Below are 15160 nucleotides of genomic sequence, written 5' to 3' on the forward strand. Positions count from 1 at the left end.
CGTGCTCATGGTCACCGTCACGACGCTGCTCATGTTGTCCATCATCATGGGCGCGGATACGATGAGCTTGAACAATGCGGTCAAGCAAGCCAACGTCAGCCAAATCAGCGGCATGACCATCGCGATCAACGGCCGGTACGAGGAATCGCGTTCGGTACAGGACGTCCAGCAGATTTTTGATTACATCAAGTATAAAAACAGGCGCGTGCTTGCGCTAAAGCTTTATAACAAAGACGGACTCATTCTGGCTTCCTCCAATCGCAATGAAATCAACCGCTCGCTTGCTCCGGACGAGGTGCGGCTGCCCGAGCAGGACACGACGCTTGTCGATCGGCTGCCCATGAACATACGCGGCATTCCGACGATCCGGCTCATCGCGCCGCTGCTGGAGGACGGCCAGGTTGTCGGCGCCGTCGAGGTGCTGTTTGACAACGCCGAGGAAGCCGCGCTCCTCAAACGCCGTGTGACCAGCAACGTGATTGTCGGGGCCGTCTCCGCGGGCCTGCTGCTGATTCTACTCTGGCTGATCATCCGGCAAATCGTCATCGTGCCGCTGACCAAGCTGCGTCAAGCCGCGGTGCTCGTCAAGCAGGGAGAGGCGCTGCCGCGTCTGGCATTCGTAGCGTCGCCGGAAATCGAAGAGGTATCCGACGCCTTCAACGATATGGTGACGAACCTCAAAGATCGTTACCGCGAGCTGCAGCTGGCGCTCGATACCCTGCAGCATACGCAGGCTCAGCTGGTTCAGTCGGAGAAGATGGGAGCGCTGGGCAGTCTGGTCGCCGGCGTTTCGCATGAAATCAATACCCCGATCGGCATCGGCGTGACCGCTGTTTCCTATCTGGAGCAAAAAACGAAGGAATTCGCCGAGCTGTTTGCCGGCGGGAAAATGAAAAAATCCGATCTGGAGCATTTTCTGGCGACGGTCAAGGAAACGAACGATATGGTGCAAGCCAATCTGCAGCGCGCATCGGCGCTGATCCGCAGCTTCAAGCAAATTTCCGTCGATCAGAGCGTCGAGGTCAAACGGACGATCCAGCTCAGCGAATATCTGCGGGAAATCATTATCAGCCTCAAGCCGACGATCAAAAAAACCAAGCAGCGGGTCACACTGCAATGTCCCGACAACCTGACCGTTTATACGTATCCCGGCGCGGTGTCGCAAATCGTCACCAATCTGGTCATGAATTCGCTGAATCACGCCTTTGACCCGGAGGAAGAAGGCAATCTGACGATCCGCGTGCAGCTGACGCAAGATCGGGTTCATCTCGTATACGCCGATGACGGCCGGGGGATGAAGCAGGACGTGCTGGACAAAATTTTCGACCCGTTTTTTACGACCAGCCGTGCGCGCGGCGGCACCGGACTTGGCATGAACATCGTGTACAATCTGGTGACTCAATCGCTGGGCGGCTCGATTACGTGCACGAGCACGGTTGGCAAAGGAACGCTGTTTGATATCGATTTCCCGAAGGAGGAGGAACCCGCCCATGTCTAATGTCAACGATTCGCCTGACGACGAGCTGTTGTTTGCCGATGAAGAAGATACGCTGCTGTTTGCCGACGAGGATGCAACAGCGTTCGAGCCAAGCGACCGCGCCGACAAGGGCGTCTGGAAGGTGCTGCTGGTCGACGACGAAAAGCAGATTCATCAAGTCACCCGCATGGTGCTGCACGATTTTGAATTCGATGGCAAAAGGCTGATCTTCCACAGCGCCTATTCGGCTCAAGAAGCGAAAAAGCTACTGCACGATCATCCTGACGCCGCTTTGATCCTGCTCGATGTCGTCATGGAGCAGGACGATTCCGGCCTGCAGATCGTCAAATATATCCGCGAAGAGCTGAATAACCGCGCGATCCGTATCATTTTGCGCACCGGCCAGCCCGGACAAGCTCCCGAGCAGACGATTATCATGAACTACGACATCAACGATTACAAGGAAAAAACCGAATTAACCTCGCAAAAGCTGTTCACCACGGTCGTTTCGTCGCTCCGCTCGTACCGCGATATTCGAACGATCGAGAGAAGCCGGCTTGGCCTGGAGGAAATTATCAAATCGTCGGCTGCGCTGTTTGAGCTGCAATCGATGAAAAAATTCGCCTCCGGCGTGCTGCTGCAAATGACGTCGATTGTCGGCGTCAGCCAAAGCGCGCTGCATTGCGGACTTGCCGTCACCCGCGGCCAGGAAGACATCTATATCCTCGCAGCCAGCGGTGACTATGCCTGCCAAAGCGACCGCAAAGCGCGCGAGGTCGCGCCTCCGGCAGTTATGGAAGCGATTGAGCGGGCATTTCAGACGAAAGCCAGCTGCTACAGCTCCGACTGCGTCGTCATTTATTTTCAAAGCAAAATGGGCGTCGAAAATGTGGTCTATATGGACGGCTTCCAGCAGCTCGGCGAATGGGAGCGTTATCTCATTGACATTTATTGCGCCAACGTCTCGGTCGCCTTCGAGAATTTGTATTTGAACGAAGAGCTGGAAAGTACGCAAAAGGAAATTATTTTCACAATGGGTGAAATTACGGAAACCCGTTCCAAGGAAACCGGCCATCATGTCAAGCGCGTCGCTGAATATTCGCGGCTGCTGGCTTTGAAATACGGCTTGCCCGAATCGGAGGCCGAAGTGATCCGGCTGGCATCGCCGATGCATGATGTCGGCAAGGTAGGCATTCCCGATGCAATTCTCAATAAGCCCGGCAAGCTGACGGAGGAAGAGTTTGCGACGATGAAGACGCATGCCGCCATCGGCTACGAGATGCTCAAGCACTCCAACAAGCAGGTGCTGACGGCTGCTGCAATCATTGCCCGCCAGCATCACGAGAAATTTGACGGAAGCGGGTATCCGCAAGGGCTCAAGGGAGAGGACATTCATTTGTACGGGCGGATTACAGCGCTGGCCGACGTATTTGACGCCTTATGCAGCGACCGGGTGTACAAAAAAGCGTGGGAGCTCGACCGCGTGCTAGCACTGCTCCAGGAAGAGCGCGGCCGGCACTTCGATCCGGCGATTGTCGATTTGTTTCTCAACCATCTCGACGAATTTCTGGCCATCAAGGAGATGTACAAAGAAAATCCGTCCTGAAGCAGCGGCGCAAGCGGGATAAAAGGGCAATAACCATCTCATACTAAGCGGCAGCAACGGAGGTGAGCCTATGCCAAACAACCGCGCCGACAAAAAGGACAACCAGCAAAACAAAAGCAGCTTCAAGGAAGAAAGCCAGACGCTGCAGCCGCACAAAGCCGATTCTTTCCCGCCAAGCCTTAACAACATCAGCAAAAACGAGCAGTAGCTCCGCAAAGCCCCGCACGGGGCTTTTTGCTTGTTTGCAGCAAGCAGCCTGTGGTACTCTTTTACAAGACGAGAACTTTTTATGTAGGGGAGCAGGGAACGATGAAGCAACAGATGCAGGGCAAAAGTCGTAAAAAAGCGCTGCTGATATGGTATTTCTTGGGGTGGTTCGGCGGTCTCCGCTTTTATATGGACAAGCCCAGAACTGCGATCGCCCAGCTGGTGCTGTCGCTGAGCTTTGTGGGACTGCTGGTGACATCGATTTGGTGGATTGTCGATTTATTTCTGCTGCAAAAGTGGTTGGAAGAAGATAAAGTGTTTGCCCCGCAGCGCTCGGCCCGCAGCTAGGTCCGCCGACGCTGATGCGCGCTGCCGCTGTCGAAATACGGAGAATCCGACATTTATTTTCGCAGCCATTTCCTGTATGCTATTGGAGGGGCCGGAGCATTTTGAGGAGATAGGAAGGGAAGATGGTGTTAGTCATGAACGATGTCGGACTCGTGTTGGAAGGCGGAGGTATGAGAGGCGTATATACAGCCGGCGTACTGGACTTTCTAATGGATCAAAACATATATTTTCCGTATGTCGTGGGCGTGTCAGCCGGTGCCTGCAACGCCACCTCCTATATTTCGCGCCAGCGCGGGCGCAATCACAAGGTCACGATCGGGTACATTCACGATTCCCGTTATTTGAGCTATCGCAACTTGATTCGTTACAAGAGCATTTTCGGTATGGATTTTATTTTTAACCTGCTGCCCAACCAGCTGGAATTGTTTGATTATCAGGCTTTCTACGATTCGCCGCAGCAGTTTGCCATCGGGACGACGGACGCTTTTACCGGAGAAGCGGTTTATTATACGAAGCAGGAGCTGGGCGAACGGACGATGCAAATTGTACAAGCCTCCAGCAGCTTACCGTTTGTATCCGAGCCGATCCGGTTTCAGGAGCGCATCTTGTTCGACGGGGGGCTGGTCGATCCGATTCCGGTGCAGAAATCGATCCGGGACGGCAACAAACGGCATCTGATTATTTTGACCAAGGAAGCGGGCTACCGCAAACGGCCGTTCAAGCAGCGCTGGCTGGCCAAAACGGTCTATCCGCGCTATAACGGACTGCTCGATGTGCTGATCAGCCGCAGCGAGATTTACAACGGCACGCTGGAGCTGATCGACAGCCTGGAACAATCGGGACAAGCGCTGGTCATTCGACCGTCGGTCAATCCACTGGTCGGCCGCATGGAGAAAAACAAAGATAAGCTGCAGCAGCTGTATGAGCTGGGCTACAGCGACGCAAGCCGGCTTACCGGACGGCTCAAGGAATGGCTCGGAGGATAGCCGGCTGCCGGCGTGCTGAGACGGGCGGTGTCGAACGAACGCGGAAAATATGCGGGAAGCCATTGATTTCCCGCCACGTATAGTGTATGGTAATAACAAACCAAATAAGCCCACGGGAGCTTGAGAATCAGGCTGAGAGTGCGGATGAATCCGCTGACCGTCAGAATCTGTCTGGATAATGCCAGCTAGAGAATGTGCACGAATGAACCATCCGTTCGGGTAATTCCTGAACGGATTTTTGTTTTGCGCAAGCTGCTGCGCTCCCGCGAACCGGGGGCTTTTCGTTTGGGTTCGAACATGAGGGGAGAGACTGTACACAATGAAATGGAATCGAATTGCACCGGCGCTGCTGCTCAGCTTGGGCCTGATCGCGTCTGGCTGCTCGCAAGCAGGCGGCGAAGCTTCGTCATCGCCAGGCGCTTCTGCACAGCCAGCAGCAACCAAGGAAGCGGCCAAGCCGCTGACGAACGTAAAGGTCGTGCTGGACTGGACGCCAAACACGAACCATACCGGGCTGTATGTCGCCAAGGATCAGGGATTTTTTGAACAGGAAGGCTTGAACGTCGAGATCGTGCAGCCAGGCGAAAGCGGCGCCGATGCGATGGTGGCCAGCGGAGCGGCCGAATTTGGCGTCAGCTATCAGGAGGGCATTACCCAAGGCCGCATTCAAGGCGTGCCGATTGTGTCGCTGGCCGCTGTTATCCAGCATAATACCTCGGGCTTTGCTTCCCCGGCGGGCAAGAATATCAAAACGCCCAAGGATTTCGTTGGCAAAACCTATGGCGGCTGGGGCTCCCCCGCGGAAAATGCGATGATTGAATCGCTGATGCAAGCCGAGAACGCCGACCCGTCCAAGGTGAAAATCGTCAACATCGGTGAAGCCGACTATTTCACCGCTGTCAAACGCGACATTGATTTTGCCTGGATTTATTACGCCTGGACAGGCATCGACGCCGAGCTGCGCAACGAGCCGACCAACATGATTTATTTGAACCAATATTCGGACAAGCTGGATTATTATACGCCGGTGCTGGCTACAAGCGAGAAGATGATCAAGGACAAGCCGGAGATCGTCAAAGCGTTCGTCGCCGGTGCCGCCAAAGGCTACCAGTTCGCGATCGACAAGCCGGAGGAGGCCGCAAATATTTTGATCAAAGCCGTGCCCGATCTGGATCCGAAGCTCGTCGTCGCCAGCCAGAAATGGCTCAGCCCGCGTTACAAGGACGATGCGCCGCGCTGGGGCGAGCAAAAGCAAAGCGTCTGGGAAGGCTATGCCGACTGGATGCTGGAGCACAAGCTGCTGGACAAAAAGCTCGACGCGCAAGCGGCGTTTACAAACGATTTCCTGCCAGGCTCCAAGTAGCGGAGCGTTGCACGATCAGTGAAGGAGGGGTTACGATTGGCTAATGCTTTGGTCAGCATTCAGATTTTGCCGAAAACGAAAAATAATGACGATATCATCCCTTACGTAGACCGGGCGATTGAAGTGATCGCCCAATCGGGCGTGAAGTATTTGGTCAGCCCGCTGGAGACAACGATGGAAGGCGAATTGAGCGTGCTGCTTGGCATCATCGAGCAGATGAACGACGCCATGATTGCGATGGGCAGCCCCAGCGTCATTTCGCAGGTCAAAATTTATTTCAACCCCGCCGGCGCGTCGATGGACAAGCTGACGGAGAAATATCGTCCGTGAAGCTCAAAAAGTGGATTCAAGCAGGATGGCCGCCGGTAAGCGCGGTCATCCTTCTGCTGCTTGTATGGCAGCTTGCCGTATCGTGCGGCTGGGTGGAGGGCTGGCTGCTGCCCAGCCCACTGCAAATCATCGCCGAGGCGTCAAATGCGTTGCCTCGCATCGGCATGCATACAGCAGCGACTGTACGCATTGTGCTGCTGGGCTTTGTGCTGGGCGCCGGCATCGGCATTGCGCTGGCCTGCTTGCTGCATCTGGCTCCGCTGCTCAAAGCGGCGCTTTATCCGCTGTTAATCGTCAGCCAGAACGTGCCGACCATTGCCATCGGACCGCTATTGATCATCTGGTTCGGGTTCGGACTGCTGCCCAAGCTGATTCTGATTGTGCTCGTCTGCTTTTTCCCTGTTTGCATGAGCACGCTCGACGGCTTCGCGCGTACCGATCGCACGGCCTATAATTATATGCAAATGCTCGGCGCAGGCAAATATCAGCTGTTCGCCAAGCTGGAGCTGCCTTATGCGCTGCCGTTCGTCTTCTCGGGATTGAAAATTTCCGCCACCTACAGCGTCATGGGCGCCGTTATCGCCGAATGGCTTGGCGGTTCGGAAGGTCTCGGGTATTATATGATTTTGCAAAAATCGAGCTATCGGGTCGATCGGGAGTTTATTGCCATTGTCATCATCATCGCGTTAAGTTTATCGTTTTGGAGGTTGATCGTCTGGCTGGAAAAGCGCGTAATCCGTTGGAATGTCAAACGCTAGCGAAGCAGGGAGGAGGCTTGCCGTGAGCAAACTGGAGCTGAATGGAATTGAAATGGGCTTTGCCGGCGCAACGCAAACCGTCAACGTGCTCGGCGGCGTAACGCTGCATGTAGACGAAGGCGAATTCGTCTCGCTGATCGGACCTTCGGGCAGCGGCAAAAGCACGCTGTTCCACCTGATCGGCGGCTTGTACGAGCCGGACGCCGGTGAGGTGCGGCTGGACGGTCAGCGCATTAACGGCCGACGCGGACTTGTCGGCTATATGCCGCAGCAGCCGGCGCTGCTGCCGTGGCGCAGCGTCGAAGCCAATGCGCTGCTGGCGCGGGAAGTCGCCGGTCCGGTGACGGTCAAGGACAAGGCGCTCGCGCGCGAGTGGCTGGCGAAGGCCGGGCTAGGCGGCTTCGAACGCGAGTATCCGCATGCGCTTTCCGGCGGCATGCAGCAGCGCGTATCGTTCGTGCGCGCCATGCTCGGCCCGCACCGGCTGCTCTGTCTGGACGAGCCGTTTGGCGCGCTCGACGCGTTGACGCGGACGCAGATGCAGAGCTGGCTGCTCGATCTGTGGGAAACGAGCAAGCGAGCCGTGCTGCTCGTTACGCACAGCATCGACGAAGCGCTGTATATGTCAGACCGGATCTATGTGCTTTCCGACAAGCCGGCCAAGGTGCTGCGCGAAATCGTTGTGCCGTTCGCCCGCCCGCGCCGCGAGGACGTGCTGAGCGATCCGGCGTTTGGCCGGCTGCGCAGCGAGCTGTATGCGCTTTTACGTAAGGAGGAGATTAGCCATGCCAGCCATTGACGCTCATATTCATCTCGATCTCTATAACGAAGCCGACATCGCCGGCATTCTGGAGCGCCTCCCGCAGACCGGCGTCGAAGCGGTGATCGCCGTATCGCTCCATTTGACGTCGTGCCGCACCACACAAGCGTGGAAGCATCGCTATCCGGGACGTGTAGTCGCTGCATACGGCTATCACCCCGAGCAGGCCGTTCCCGCTGAAGCGGAGCTTAACGAGCTGCTGGCGTGGATGACCGCCAACGCCGCTGAAGCGGCAGCGATTGGCGAGATTGGCCTGCCGTATTACAGCAGGAAGGAAGCGGAAAGCAAAAACGAGCCGTTCGAGCTCGCTCCCTATGTGGAGCTGCTGGACAAGCAGCTGCAGCTGGCGAAAGAGCTCAACAAGCCTGTCGTGCTGCACGCTGTCTACGAGGATGCAGCTCTTGTCTGCGATCTGTTGGAGCAAAGAGGCGTAAGCAAAGCGCATTTTCATTGGTTCAAGGGCCCGCTGGAAACCGTGCGGCGAATGATCGCAGCCGGCTACTTCATTTCGATCACGCCCGATGTCCACAATGAGCCGGAAATCCGCGAATTGGTCCGCATCTACCCGCTGGAGCTGATGATGGTGGAAACCGACGGACCTTGGGCCTACGAAGGCGCTTATGCCCGGCCGCTGACCGAGCCGGCGATGGTCCTGGGGGCGATCGAACAAATTGCCGCCATTAAGGAGCTGTCTGTCGAAGCCGCAGCGGAGGCGCTCTACGCCAATACAAAGCGTTTCTACGCCCTTTAGGAAGCCCTCAGACCGGCGCCCTGCTGCAAGCTTTATCTCCTAGCGGCTCAAGGCTTGCAGCAGCGAAGAGGGGCTTGGCGTTTGAAGACAAGGACAGGGAGAAGGCCGAGCCGGCATGCCGCAGATGTGAAGCGCAGAGCCACGAAAGAAAATTGCTTTGCCGGGTTGTTGGGCGGGCCAAATCAAGCGATAAATAAAAAACGCAGTTTGCTCCGCCGTAAGGACGGACCACGCTGCGTTTTTTAGTTGGCTCATGCGTACTGCAGTTGCTTCTCCAGCAAATTGGAGCGAATTTGCTCAATTCGCTTGCGCACGTAGAAATCAAAGGCAGCGCCGGTCAAATCCCGCGGCTGCAGATGCTGATTCGTATCGTTGTCGACAATGAGCAAGGAACCGTCGTCGAAAAATTTAAACGTCAGATCGCAATAAGGCAAATCTGTTCGGTCGAGCATGTCGTCAATCTGCGACGGTGGGAGATTGCCGCCGCTGGATGCTTTCTTGTACCAATAATCGCGTTCGATAAAGCGGTAATTGTGACTTGTATTCATCGGGTAACAACCTCCTTCGTCTTGAGAACATGTGTTTGAATGTAACTTTAGTATACCAAACATTTGTTCTTAATGGAAGAGTTTGTCCGATAAAATCCCGATTTTTTCAATTGCGCCGCGCGACTATTTCCCCGCGATATGCCCGGCAATGCGCAAGCCGTGCAGACGGCCCGTTTCGATGAAAATTTCGTTGGCGTCTTCTTTGGCCGAGGCCACAACGCCGGCAACATACAAGCCCGGAACATCGGTTTCCATCGTGTCTGGATCGTACACCGGCGTGCCGCGCTCCTCGTCGATGCCGACGCCTGCATCGCTCAGCAGCTTGCGTTCCGGGCGAAATCCGGTCAACGCAAGCACGAAATCGTTATCCAGCTCCAGACAGCCGCCGTCACGGCCGCGAACGCGAACGAACGTTTCGCCGATCTGTTCGACTTGCGACTCCAGCAGCAGGCGGATACGCCCCTTGTTGACCATGCTTTCAAAAAGCGGCCGCACCCACGGCTTGATGCTCGGCGAATAGCCCGCGCCCCGATAAACAACCGTCACTTCGGCGCCGGCGCGCAAAAGGTCCATAGCCGCATCGACTGCTGAATTGCTGCCGCCGATAATCGCCACCTTTGTGCCTGTATACGGGTGAGCTTCACGGTAATAATGGGACACCTTGGACAGCTCTTCGCCGGGAATGCCCAGCCAGTTCGGTTGGTCAAAATACCCCGTGGCGACGACGACATGCCGCGCCTCGTATGTATGGGGCCGCGCGAAGCGGTCGGCCGTATGCACAATGTAGCCGCCTTCTGCGCGCCGTTCCAGCAGCAACGCCTCCTCGTAAGCGTGAATCCGCAGCTGCTCGCGCCGCGCCACCTCGCGGTAATAGACCAGCGCTTCCTGCCGATAAGGCTTGTCGTGCGGGCTCACAAACGGATATTCGCCGATTTCAAGCAGCTCGGCCGTACTGAAAAATTGCAAAAACGTCGGATACAAATAAATCGAATGCACGATATTATGCTTCTCAATCACAAGCGGGGAAAGCCCGGCCCGCTGCAGCGCAACGGCAGCAGCCAAACCGCAAGGGCCTGCGCCGATGACGATGACGTTTTCCATGCGAATCAACCTCCTGACCTAACACGTATCACCCCCATACTACCGCATCCGCTACTTGGTTACCATGAAAATCAATAGATTTTTTTTATATACTCAAACATTATTTTTTATCAAAATTATTGACAATTTACTCTGACAGCAGGTAATATTACGTTGTTGTCTGGATAACACAAACTTTAACCCCAAGGAGGTCGACGACCGTGACGATGCTTACACTGCTTGAACCTGTTTATTTCATTTCCATCGGACTGACCGAGCAACGATTCGGCAGCGCGGGAAGTCGGCTGACTGCCGATCCGCGCCGCTAGCTGCGCATGCACAGGCTTACGCATATGAAATCGTTCAACCACGGCCGATGAAGGCTCGTGGTTTTTTTGTTATATCCATAAATCGAGAGGAACCAGATCTTATATGAACAATTCATCGCTTTACAACAATCATATCCGCTTGCAGCTGCCAAACGGCGATCTGCACGTATATGCCAATGAAATTATTTACAACAGCTTGGAAGGCCGGATCTTTGAAATGGCCGACAACAACCTGCAAATTCCTCATCACCGCTACATGAGCTACACGCCCGACGTCCATGTCGGCGAAGGGACGTGCATCGGCACAACAGCCGTCTGGGACATGGCTGACGGATACATATCGCCCTCCATCGTCGGCTCCGATATCGGCTGCGGCATGCGCGTGCACAGGACGAATCTGCATGCCGAGGAGCTGCGCGATCCGCAGCTTCGCCGCAAGCTGGTCAAGGAAATCGGCAAGCGGCTGCCCGCTGAAGACCGGCGGCGCGGCGAATGGTCGGACATCCGGCTGGAGGATGTCGTCGTCAAAGGGTTGCATGGCTTGCCGAGGAAATACATGCCGGACGTGTACACGCCGAAAAAATCCACCTCTCTCAGCCATGTCGAGCACGCCAAATTCAGCTTTGACCGCGAATTTCTGGAGCGCTTGCCCGATAAGTTCTGGCATCGCGGCCACAGGCAGCTCGGCACGCTCGGAAGCGGCAACCATTTCTGCGAAATCCAGACGGTCGAGATTGTGGCAGAGCAGCGCGAGCTGGCCCGGCAATGGGGATTGTTCGACGGACAGGTCGTCGTTATGATTCACTCAGGTTCGCGCGCATGGGGCGGCTTGATCGGCAGCGATGCGCGCGCCGCCTTTATCAAATACATGCGGGCGCACAAGCTGGCCAGTCGCGATCCGAAGCTGCTGTTTGCTCCCATCGACAGCGACGTCGGGCGCATGTATCTGGCGCGCATGTACTCCGCGCTGAATTATGCCGTAGCCAACCGCCATATGATCGCTTACAGCGTGCATGAAGCGTTCAGCCTCGTATTCGGCGGCAAATTCCAGATGCCGGTGCTATACGATCTGATGCACAACTACGCGCTGGAGGAAGAGCATGAGGGAAGGCGGATGCTCGTCCACCGCAAAGGCGCGACCCGGGCGCTGCCGGCCGGCCATCCGGACAATCCCGGCCCGTATGCGGCTACCGGCCATCCCGCGCTTATTCCAGGCTCGATGGGTACAGCTTCCTTCATCATGGTCGGCAAGCAGGCGGGGCAAAGCAACTACTATTCCATCTGCCACGGCGCCGGCCGCCTGCGCTCGCGCAGCGCGACCAAAAGGCTGATCAGCGTCGAGCAGTTCGCCGCCGCGCTTGGCGTCGGCACCGACAACGAAATTATCGTCAACCAGCGGGCGCTGGAATCGATCCTCGATGAATGCCCGCAAGCTTATAAGGATGTAGATCAAATTATTGACAGCGTGACTGGCGCAGGTCTTGCCGATGTAGTGGCTCGCTGCCGGCCGCTTGCTGTCGTGAAAGGTGTTTAGATGAACATTTTATTCCGTTATACCGAATCCTTGGGGCAGCAGTTGCCGCATTACCGCGATTATGCTGTCGTTCTGCACCAAATGCTCCGCACCCTGCATCAAGCCGCCGATTGCGACTTCCGCCTGTTTCTTGACGAACAGGGGGGAGACGAGATCTGGCATACGTTGCAGGAGGACCTGTGCCGGCCGCAGCCGCAGGTGGAGCGGCTGGCACAAATTTTTGCCGAAGTGGAAGCAGACACATTTCTGCTGCGCAGTGGTACGAACACACCGGAGATCACCTTGAGGCCGGCCATCCGCAACTCGCTGTTTTATTACCCGGCGTTCCGGGTGGGCTTGGCGAAGGCTCCCGTGTTCCAAAGCCACAGCGACTATGATCAAAGCTTTATTTTCGCACCGGATGAAGCGGCTATCCGCGCATTTTTGCAATATGTACAAGACAGCCAGCGGGAAAGCGACCGCCAGACGGCAACGATGTTTACCGACACGGCGTACGGTCTGAAACGCAGCAAAATCAAGCTGGCGCATGCCGTAGCCCGCGAGCATGTATTCATCGCCGGAGACATGAAGGAGCAAATTTTCCGTTCGCTCGACGAGTTTTTTGCGGAGGATCGCGAGTTTTATACCCGTTACGGTCTGCCGCACAAGAGGGGCATTCTGCTGTACGGTCAGCCGGGCAACGGCAAAACGACGCTCGTCAAATCCATTGCCGCCAGCATCGACGCGCCGGTTGCCTACTGGCAAATTACCGAACATACGGAAAGCAGCTCGATTAAGGAGGTATTTACAGCCGCGGCCAAAATGGCGCCGATGGCGCTTGTGATCGAGGATATCGACTCGATGCCGGAGTCGGCTCGTTCCTTTTTTCTCAATACGCTGGATGGTGCGGACTCGCCGGAAGGCATCTTCCTGATCGGCACGACCAATTATCCGGAACGGATCGACCCGGCCCTGATGAACCGCGCCGGACGGTTTGACCGCGCCTATCAAATCCAGCGTCCCGATGAGGAGCTGCGGCTGGCGTACCTGCTGCACCGCAAGCTCGACGAGCTGGTTTCACGCAGCGAGGTTGAGCGCATTGCCCGACAAGCAAAAGACCTGTCGCTTGCGCAGCTGGGCGAGCTGTATATGATGGTGGCCATGCAAGCGCGTTACGGTCAAACGCAGGAGCTCGAACCGCTCATTGCCCGATTCCAGCAGGATTTGCGTAAAGACGCCCGGCAGCGCTGGGAGCCGGAAGAAAGCCATCAACGCCGGGTAGGCTTTGTTGTCGGCGAATAGCTGGGCCTCTGGAATCCAAGCGCGGGCCGCTACTGGGCTTTATTGGTAAAGCAGCTTGCCCGCAGCGAGGCAGCGAGGCCGGGACAACGGAACTTGCGCTCCACAGATGCCGATCCAGACAGGACGAAAACGCCGAAATCCAGGCATAGCACGCAAAAAACGCGGCGACCGCCGCGTGCTCCGGCAGCCCCGCGTTTTCCGCAGGCCGATTACGATTGCTGTAACGTTTGTTGCTCGTTGCCTTCGTTCAAATCGTCCTTGGCCAAGTTGACGGCCGACGTATTCGGCGCGTTTTCCAGCTCGTCGTTGACGAACTCCAGGTCCTGATTTTCCGCTTTCATGTTGGCAGTACCCGTATAGTTGCCGGCATGCTTCTTATTTTCCATCGATGGTTGCCCCCCTTTGCACAGGATGCGCTGCGGCTTTAGCTTGTGCGGGGGGAGCGCTTTTTATACGGCCAAGCCGCAGGCAACCGGCCTTACTTACCTCAAGGTAACTTGATGCAGCTATTTTCAGTGCTTCTGTGAACGCGTGTTTTTCGGTATAATGACGTAGGTAACTATCGACGACAAAGGAGCGTGTAAGCATGAGCATCAAGCACATGGTCATTTTTAATCTGCATGCCGGCAAAGACAATGCGGAGGCCGAGACGTTTTTACGGGAAAGCAAGGCTGAGCTGGCCCCGATTCCCGGCGTTCAGCAATTCGAGGTATTTCGTCAGGTGAGCGCCAAAAACGATTACGATTACGGTTTTTCGATGGTGTTTGCCGATCAGGCCGCTTATGACGCCTACAATGCGCATCCGGTCCATCAAACCTATGTGACGGAAATTTGGCTGAAGCAAGTCAGCCGGTTCCTGGAAATTGATTTTGTCCAGCACGAAGGCGTGTAAGGGACAAGCTGCCGGTTATCCGGCGACCAAAGCACCCTGCGGGGTGCTTTTTGCATACAGCGAAAAGCACTCCGGCGCGGCTGATGAAAATTGGCCGCCGTCGACTGCTTGCAGGTTTTTGCGGCTTTGTCGCTACACGTTTCGGTGATATACTGGTGAATAAAGCCAATCAGGGCGAGGGGAGTCAGGCAGTGGCGGACTTGGAGCTTTTTGATATTTATGACAGCGGGGGCCGCTGGCTCGGCACCGCGCCGCGTTCGCAGGTCCATGCGCAGGGGTTCTGGCACCGCACGTTTCAATGCTGGATTGTCAGCCGGGCAAACGGCGTTCCCAGACTGCTTTTACAGCTGCGTCATCCCGACAAGGACACGTTTCCCGATTTGCTCGATATCTCGTGTGCTGGACATTTGCAGGCAGGCGAAGACGTCGCGGACGGCGCGCGGGAGCTCGAAGAGGAGCTGGGATTAAGCGTAGCGTTCGAACAGCTCTGGCCGTGCGGCGTTATTGCCGAAGAGGACGTCATCGGCGATTTGATCGACCGGGAGTTTTGCCATGTGTTTGCGCTGATCTGCGAGCAGCCGCTTGCGGCCTATACGGTTCAAAAAGGTGAGGTCAGCGGGCTTTTCACGGTGCCGCTGGATGCGTTTCGCCGCTTGATCGCGGGAGAGGCGGAGCAGATCGAGGCCCAGGGCTTCGTCGTAGACGAAAGAGGCAGTCGTTGCTCACTGGAGCGCCGGATCGGGCGCAGTGAGCTGGTGCCGCATCCTGCGGCGTATTATGAAATGCTTTTTGCAGGCATCGACGCGATGCTGGCGCTGGCCGACGCCGGGGCTTAAGACGGAAGCTGCGC

General features: G+C 56.2%; 17 protein-coding genes. 14 read left to right on the forward strand and 3 right to left on the reverse strand.

Translation table 11 applies throughout. The features are described from left to right. Positions 1-7: 7 nt before the first annotated feature. The 10 genes from B5M42_RS01705 (at position 8) to B5M42_RS01750 (ending at position 8646) form a co-directional block, all read left to right on the forward strand. Positions 8-1498 (forward strand): sensor histidine kinase, encoded by a 1491-nt coding sequence (locus B5M42_RS01705; protein WP_134748899.1) that lies wholly within the window; start codon positions 8-10, stop codon positions 1496-1498. Beyond that, positions 1491-3083 (forward strand): DUF3369 domain-containing protein, encoded by a 1593-nt coding sequence (locus B5M42_RS01710; RefSeq protein WP_134748897.1) that lies wholly within the window; start codon positions 1491-1493, stop codon positions 3081-3083. Before B5M42_RS01705 ends, B5M42_RS01710 begins: the two co-directional genes overlap by 8 nt. Before the next feature lie 70 nt (positions 3084-3153). Then, entirely contained in the window at positions 3154-3291 is a 138-nt protein-coding gene (locus tag B5M42_RS01715; RefSeq protein ID WP_167689541.1) for a hypothetical protein, read from the forward strand. Between the two features lie 101 nt (positions 3292-3392). Continuing rightward, positions 3393-3638 (forward strand): TM2 domain-containing protein, encoded by a 246-nt coding sequence (locus B5M42_RS01720; protein WP_134748895.1) that lies wholly within the window; start codon positions 3393-3395, stop codon positions 3636-3638. A 122-nt stretch (positions 3639-3760) separates the two neighbouring features. Continuing rightward, positions 3761-4624: a patatin-like phospholipase family protein gene (locus B5M42_RS01725; protein ID WP_230632566.1), complete on the forward strand. Its 864-nt coding sequence runs from the start codon at positions 3761-3763 to the stop codon at positions 4622-4624. A 319-nt stretch (positions 4625-4943) separates the two neighbouring features. Further along, entirely contained in the window at positions 4944-5987 is a 1044-nt protein-coding gene (locus tag B5M42_RS01730; RefSeq protein WP_134748893.1) for an ABC transporter substrate-binding protein, read from the forward strand. Between the two features lie 36 nt (positions 5988-6023). Continuing rightward, positions 6024-6317 carry a thiamine-binding protein gene (locus B5M42_RS01735; RefSeq protein WP_134748891.1) on the forward strand — a complete coding sequence of 98 codons (294 nt, stop codon included), beginning with the start codon at positions 6024-6026 and terminating at the stop codon, positions 6315-6317. After that, positions 6314-7075 carry an ABC transporter permease gene (locus B5M42_RS01740; RefSeq protein ID WP_134748889.1) on the forward strand — a complete coding sequence of 254 codons (762 nt, stop codon included), beginning with the start codon at positions 6314-6316 and terminating at the stop codon, positions 7073-7075. Before B5M42_RS01735 ends, B5M42_RS01740 begins: the two co-directional genes overlap by 4 nt. Positions 7076-7097: 22 nt before the next feature. Further along, positions 7098-7874, forward strand: coding sequence for an ABC transporter ATP-binding protein (locus tag B5M42_RS01745; RefSeq protein WP_230632568.1), 777 nt, complete (start codon positions 7098-7100; stop codon positions 7872-7874). After that, complete coding sequence (locus tag B5M42_RS01750; RefSeq protein WP_230632570.1) at positions 7861-8646, forward strand: TatD family hydrolase; 786 nt, start codon at positions 7861-7863, stop codon at positions 8644-8646. Before B5M42_RS01745 ends, B5M42_RS01750 begins: the two co-directional genes overlap by 14 nt. A gap of 251 nt (positions 8647-8897) precedes the next feature. Here B5M42_RS01750 and B5M42_RS01755 read toward each other — a convergent pair whose 3' ends face one another. Both B5M42_RS01755 and B5M42_RS01760 read right to left on the reverse strand, forming a co-directional pair. Beyond that, entirely contained in the window at positions 8898-9194 is a 297-nt protein-coding gene (locus tag B5M42_RS01755; RefSeq protein WP_134748883.1) for a hypothetical protein, read from the reverse strand. 123 nt (positions 9195-9317) lie between these two features. After that, entirely contained in the window at positions 9318-10295 is a 978-nt protein-coding gene (locus tag B5M42_RS01760) for a YpdA family putative bacillithiol disulfide reductase (protein ID WP_134748881.1), read from the reverse strand. A 411-nt stretch (positions 10296-10706) separates the two neighbouring features. On the opposite strand from B5M42_RS01760, the gene B5M42_RS01765 reads away from it, so the two are divergent. Both B5M42_RS01765 and B5M42_RS01770 read left to right on the forward strand, forming a co-directional pair. Then, on the forward strand, positions 10707-12137 hold the full coding sequence (locus B5M42_RS01765; protein WP_134748879.1) for an RtcB family protein: 1431 nt from the start codon (positions 10707-10709) through the stop codon (positions 12135-12137). Beyond that, complete coding sequence (locus B5M42_RS01770) at positions 12138-13418, forward strand: AAA family ATPase (RefSeq protein ID WP_134748877.1); 1281 nt, start codon at positions 12138-12140, stop codon at positions 13416-13418. It begins immediately after the preceding gene. A 209-nt stretch (positions 13419-13627) separates the two neighbouring features. Here B5M42_RS01770 and B5M42_RS01775 read toward each other — a convergent pair whose 3' ends face one another. Further along, a complete protein-coding gene (locus B5M42_RS01775; RefSeq protein WP_167689539.1) occupies positions 13628-13804 on the reverse strand; it encodes a hypothetical protein in 177 nt (58 codons plus the stop codon). 200 nt (positions 13805-14004) lie between these two features. Here B5M42_RS01775 and B5M42_RS01780 point away from each other — a divergent pair, with 200 nt between their 5' ends. After that, complete coding sequence (locus tag B5M42_RS01780) at positions 14005-14310, forward strand: Dabb family protein (RefSeq protein WP_230632572.1); 306 nt, start codon at positions 14005-14007, stop codon at positions 14308-14310. 155 nt (positions 14311-14465) lie between these two features. Further along, positions 14466-15146: an NUDIX hydrolase gene (locus B5M42_RS01785; protein WP_230632574.1), complete on the forward strand. Its 681-nt coding sequence runs from the start codon at positions 14466-14468 to the stop codon at positions 15144-15146. The last annotated feature ends 14 nt before the right edge of the window (positions 15147-15160 follow it).

It is taken from the genome of Paenibacillus athensensis, assembly GCF_004514475.2.
Classification (GTDB): Bacteria; Bacillota; Bacilli; order Paenibacillales; family NBRC-103111; genus Paenibacillus_AL; species Paenibacillus_AL athensensis.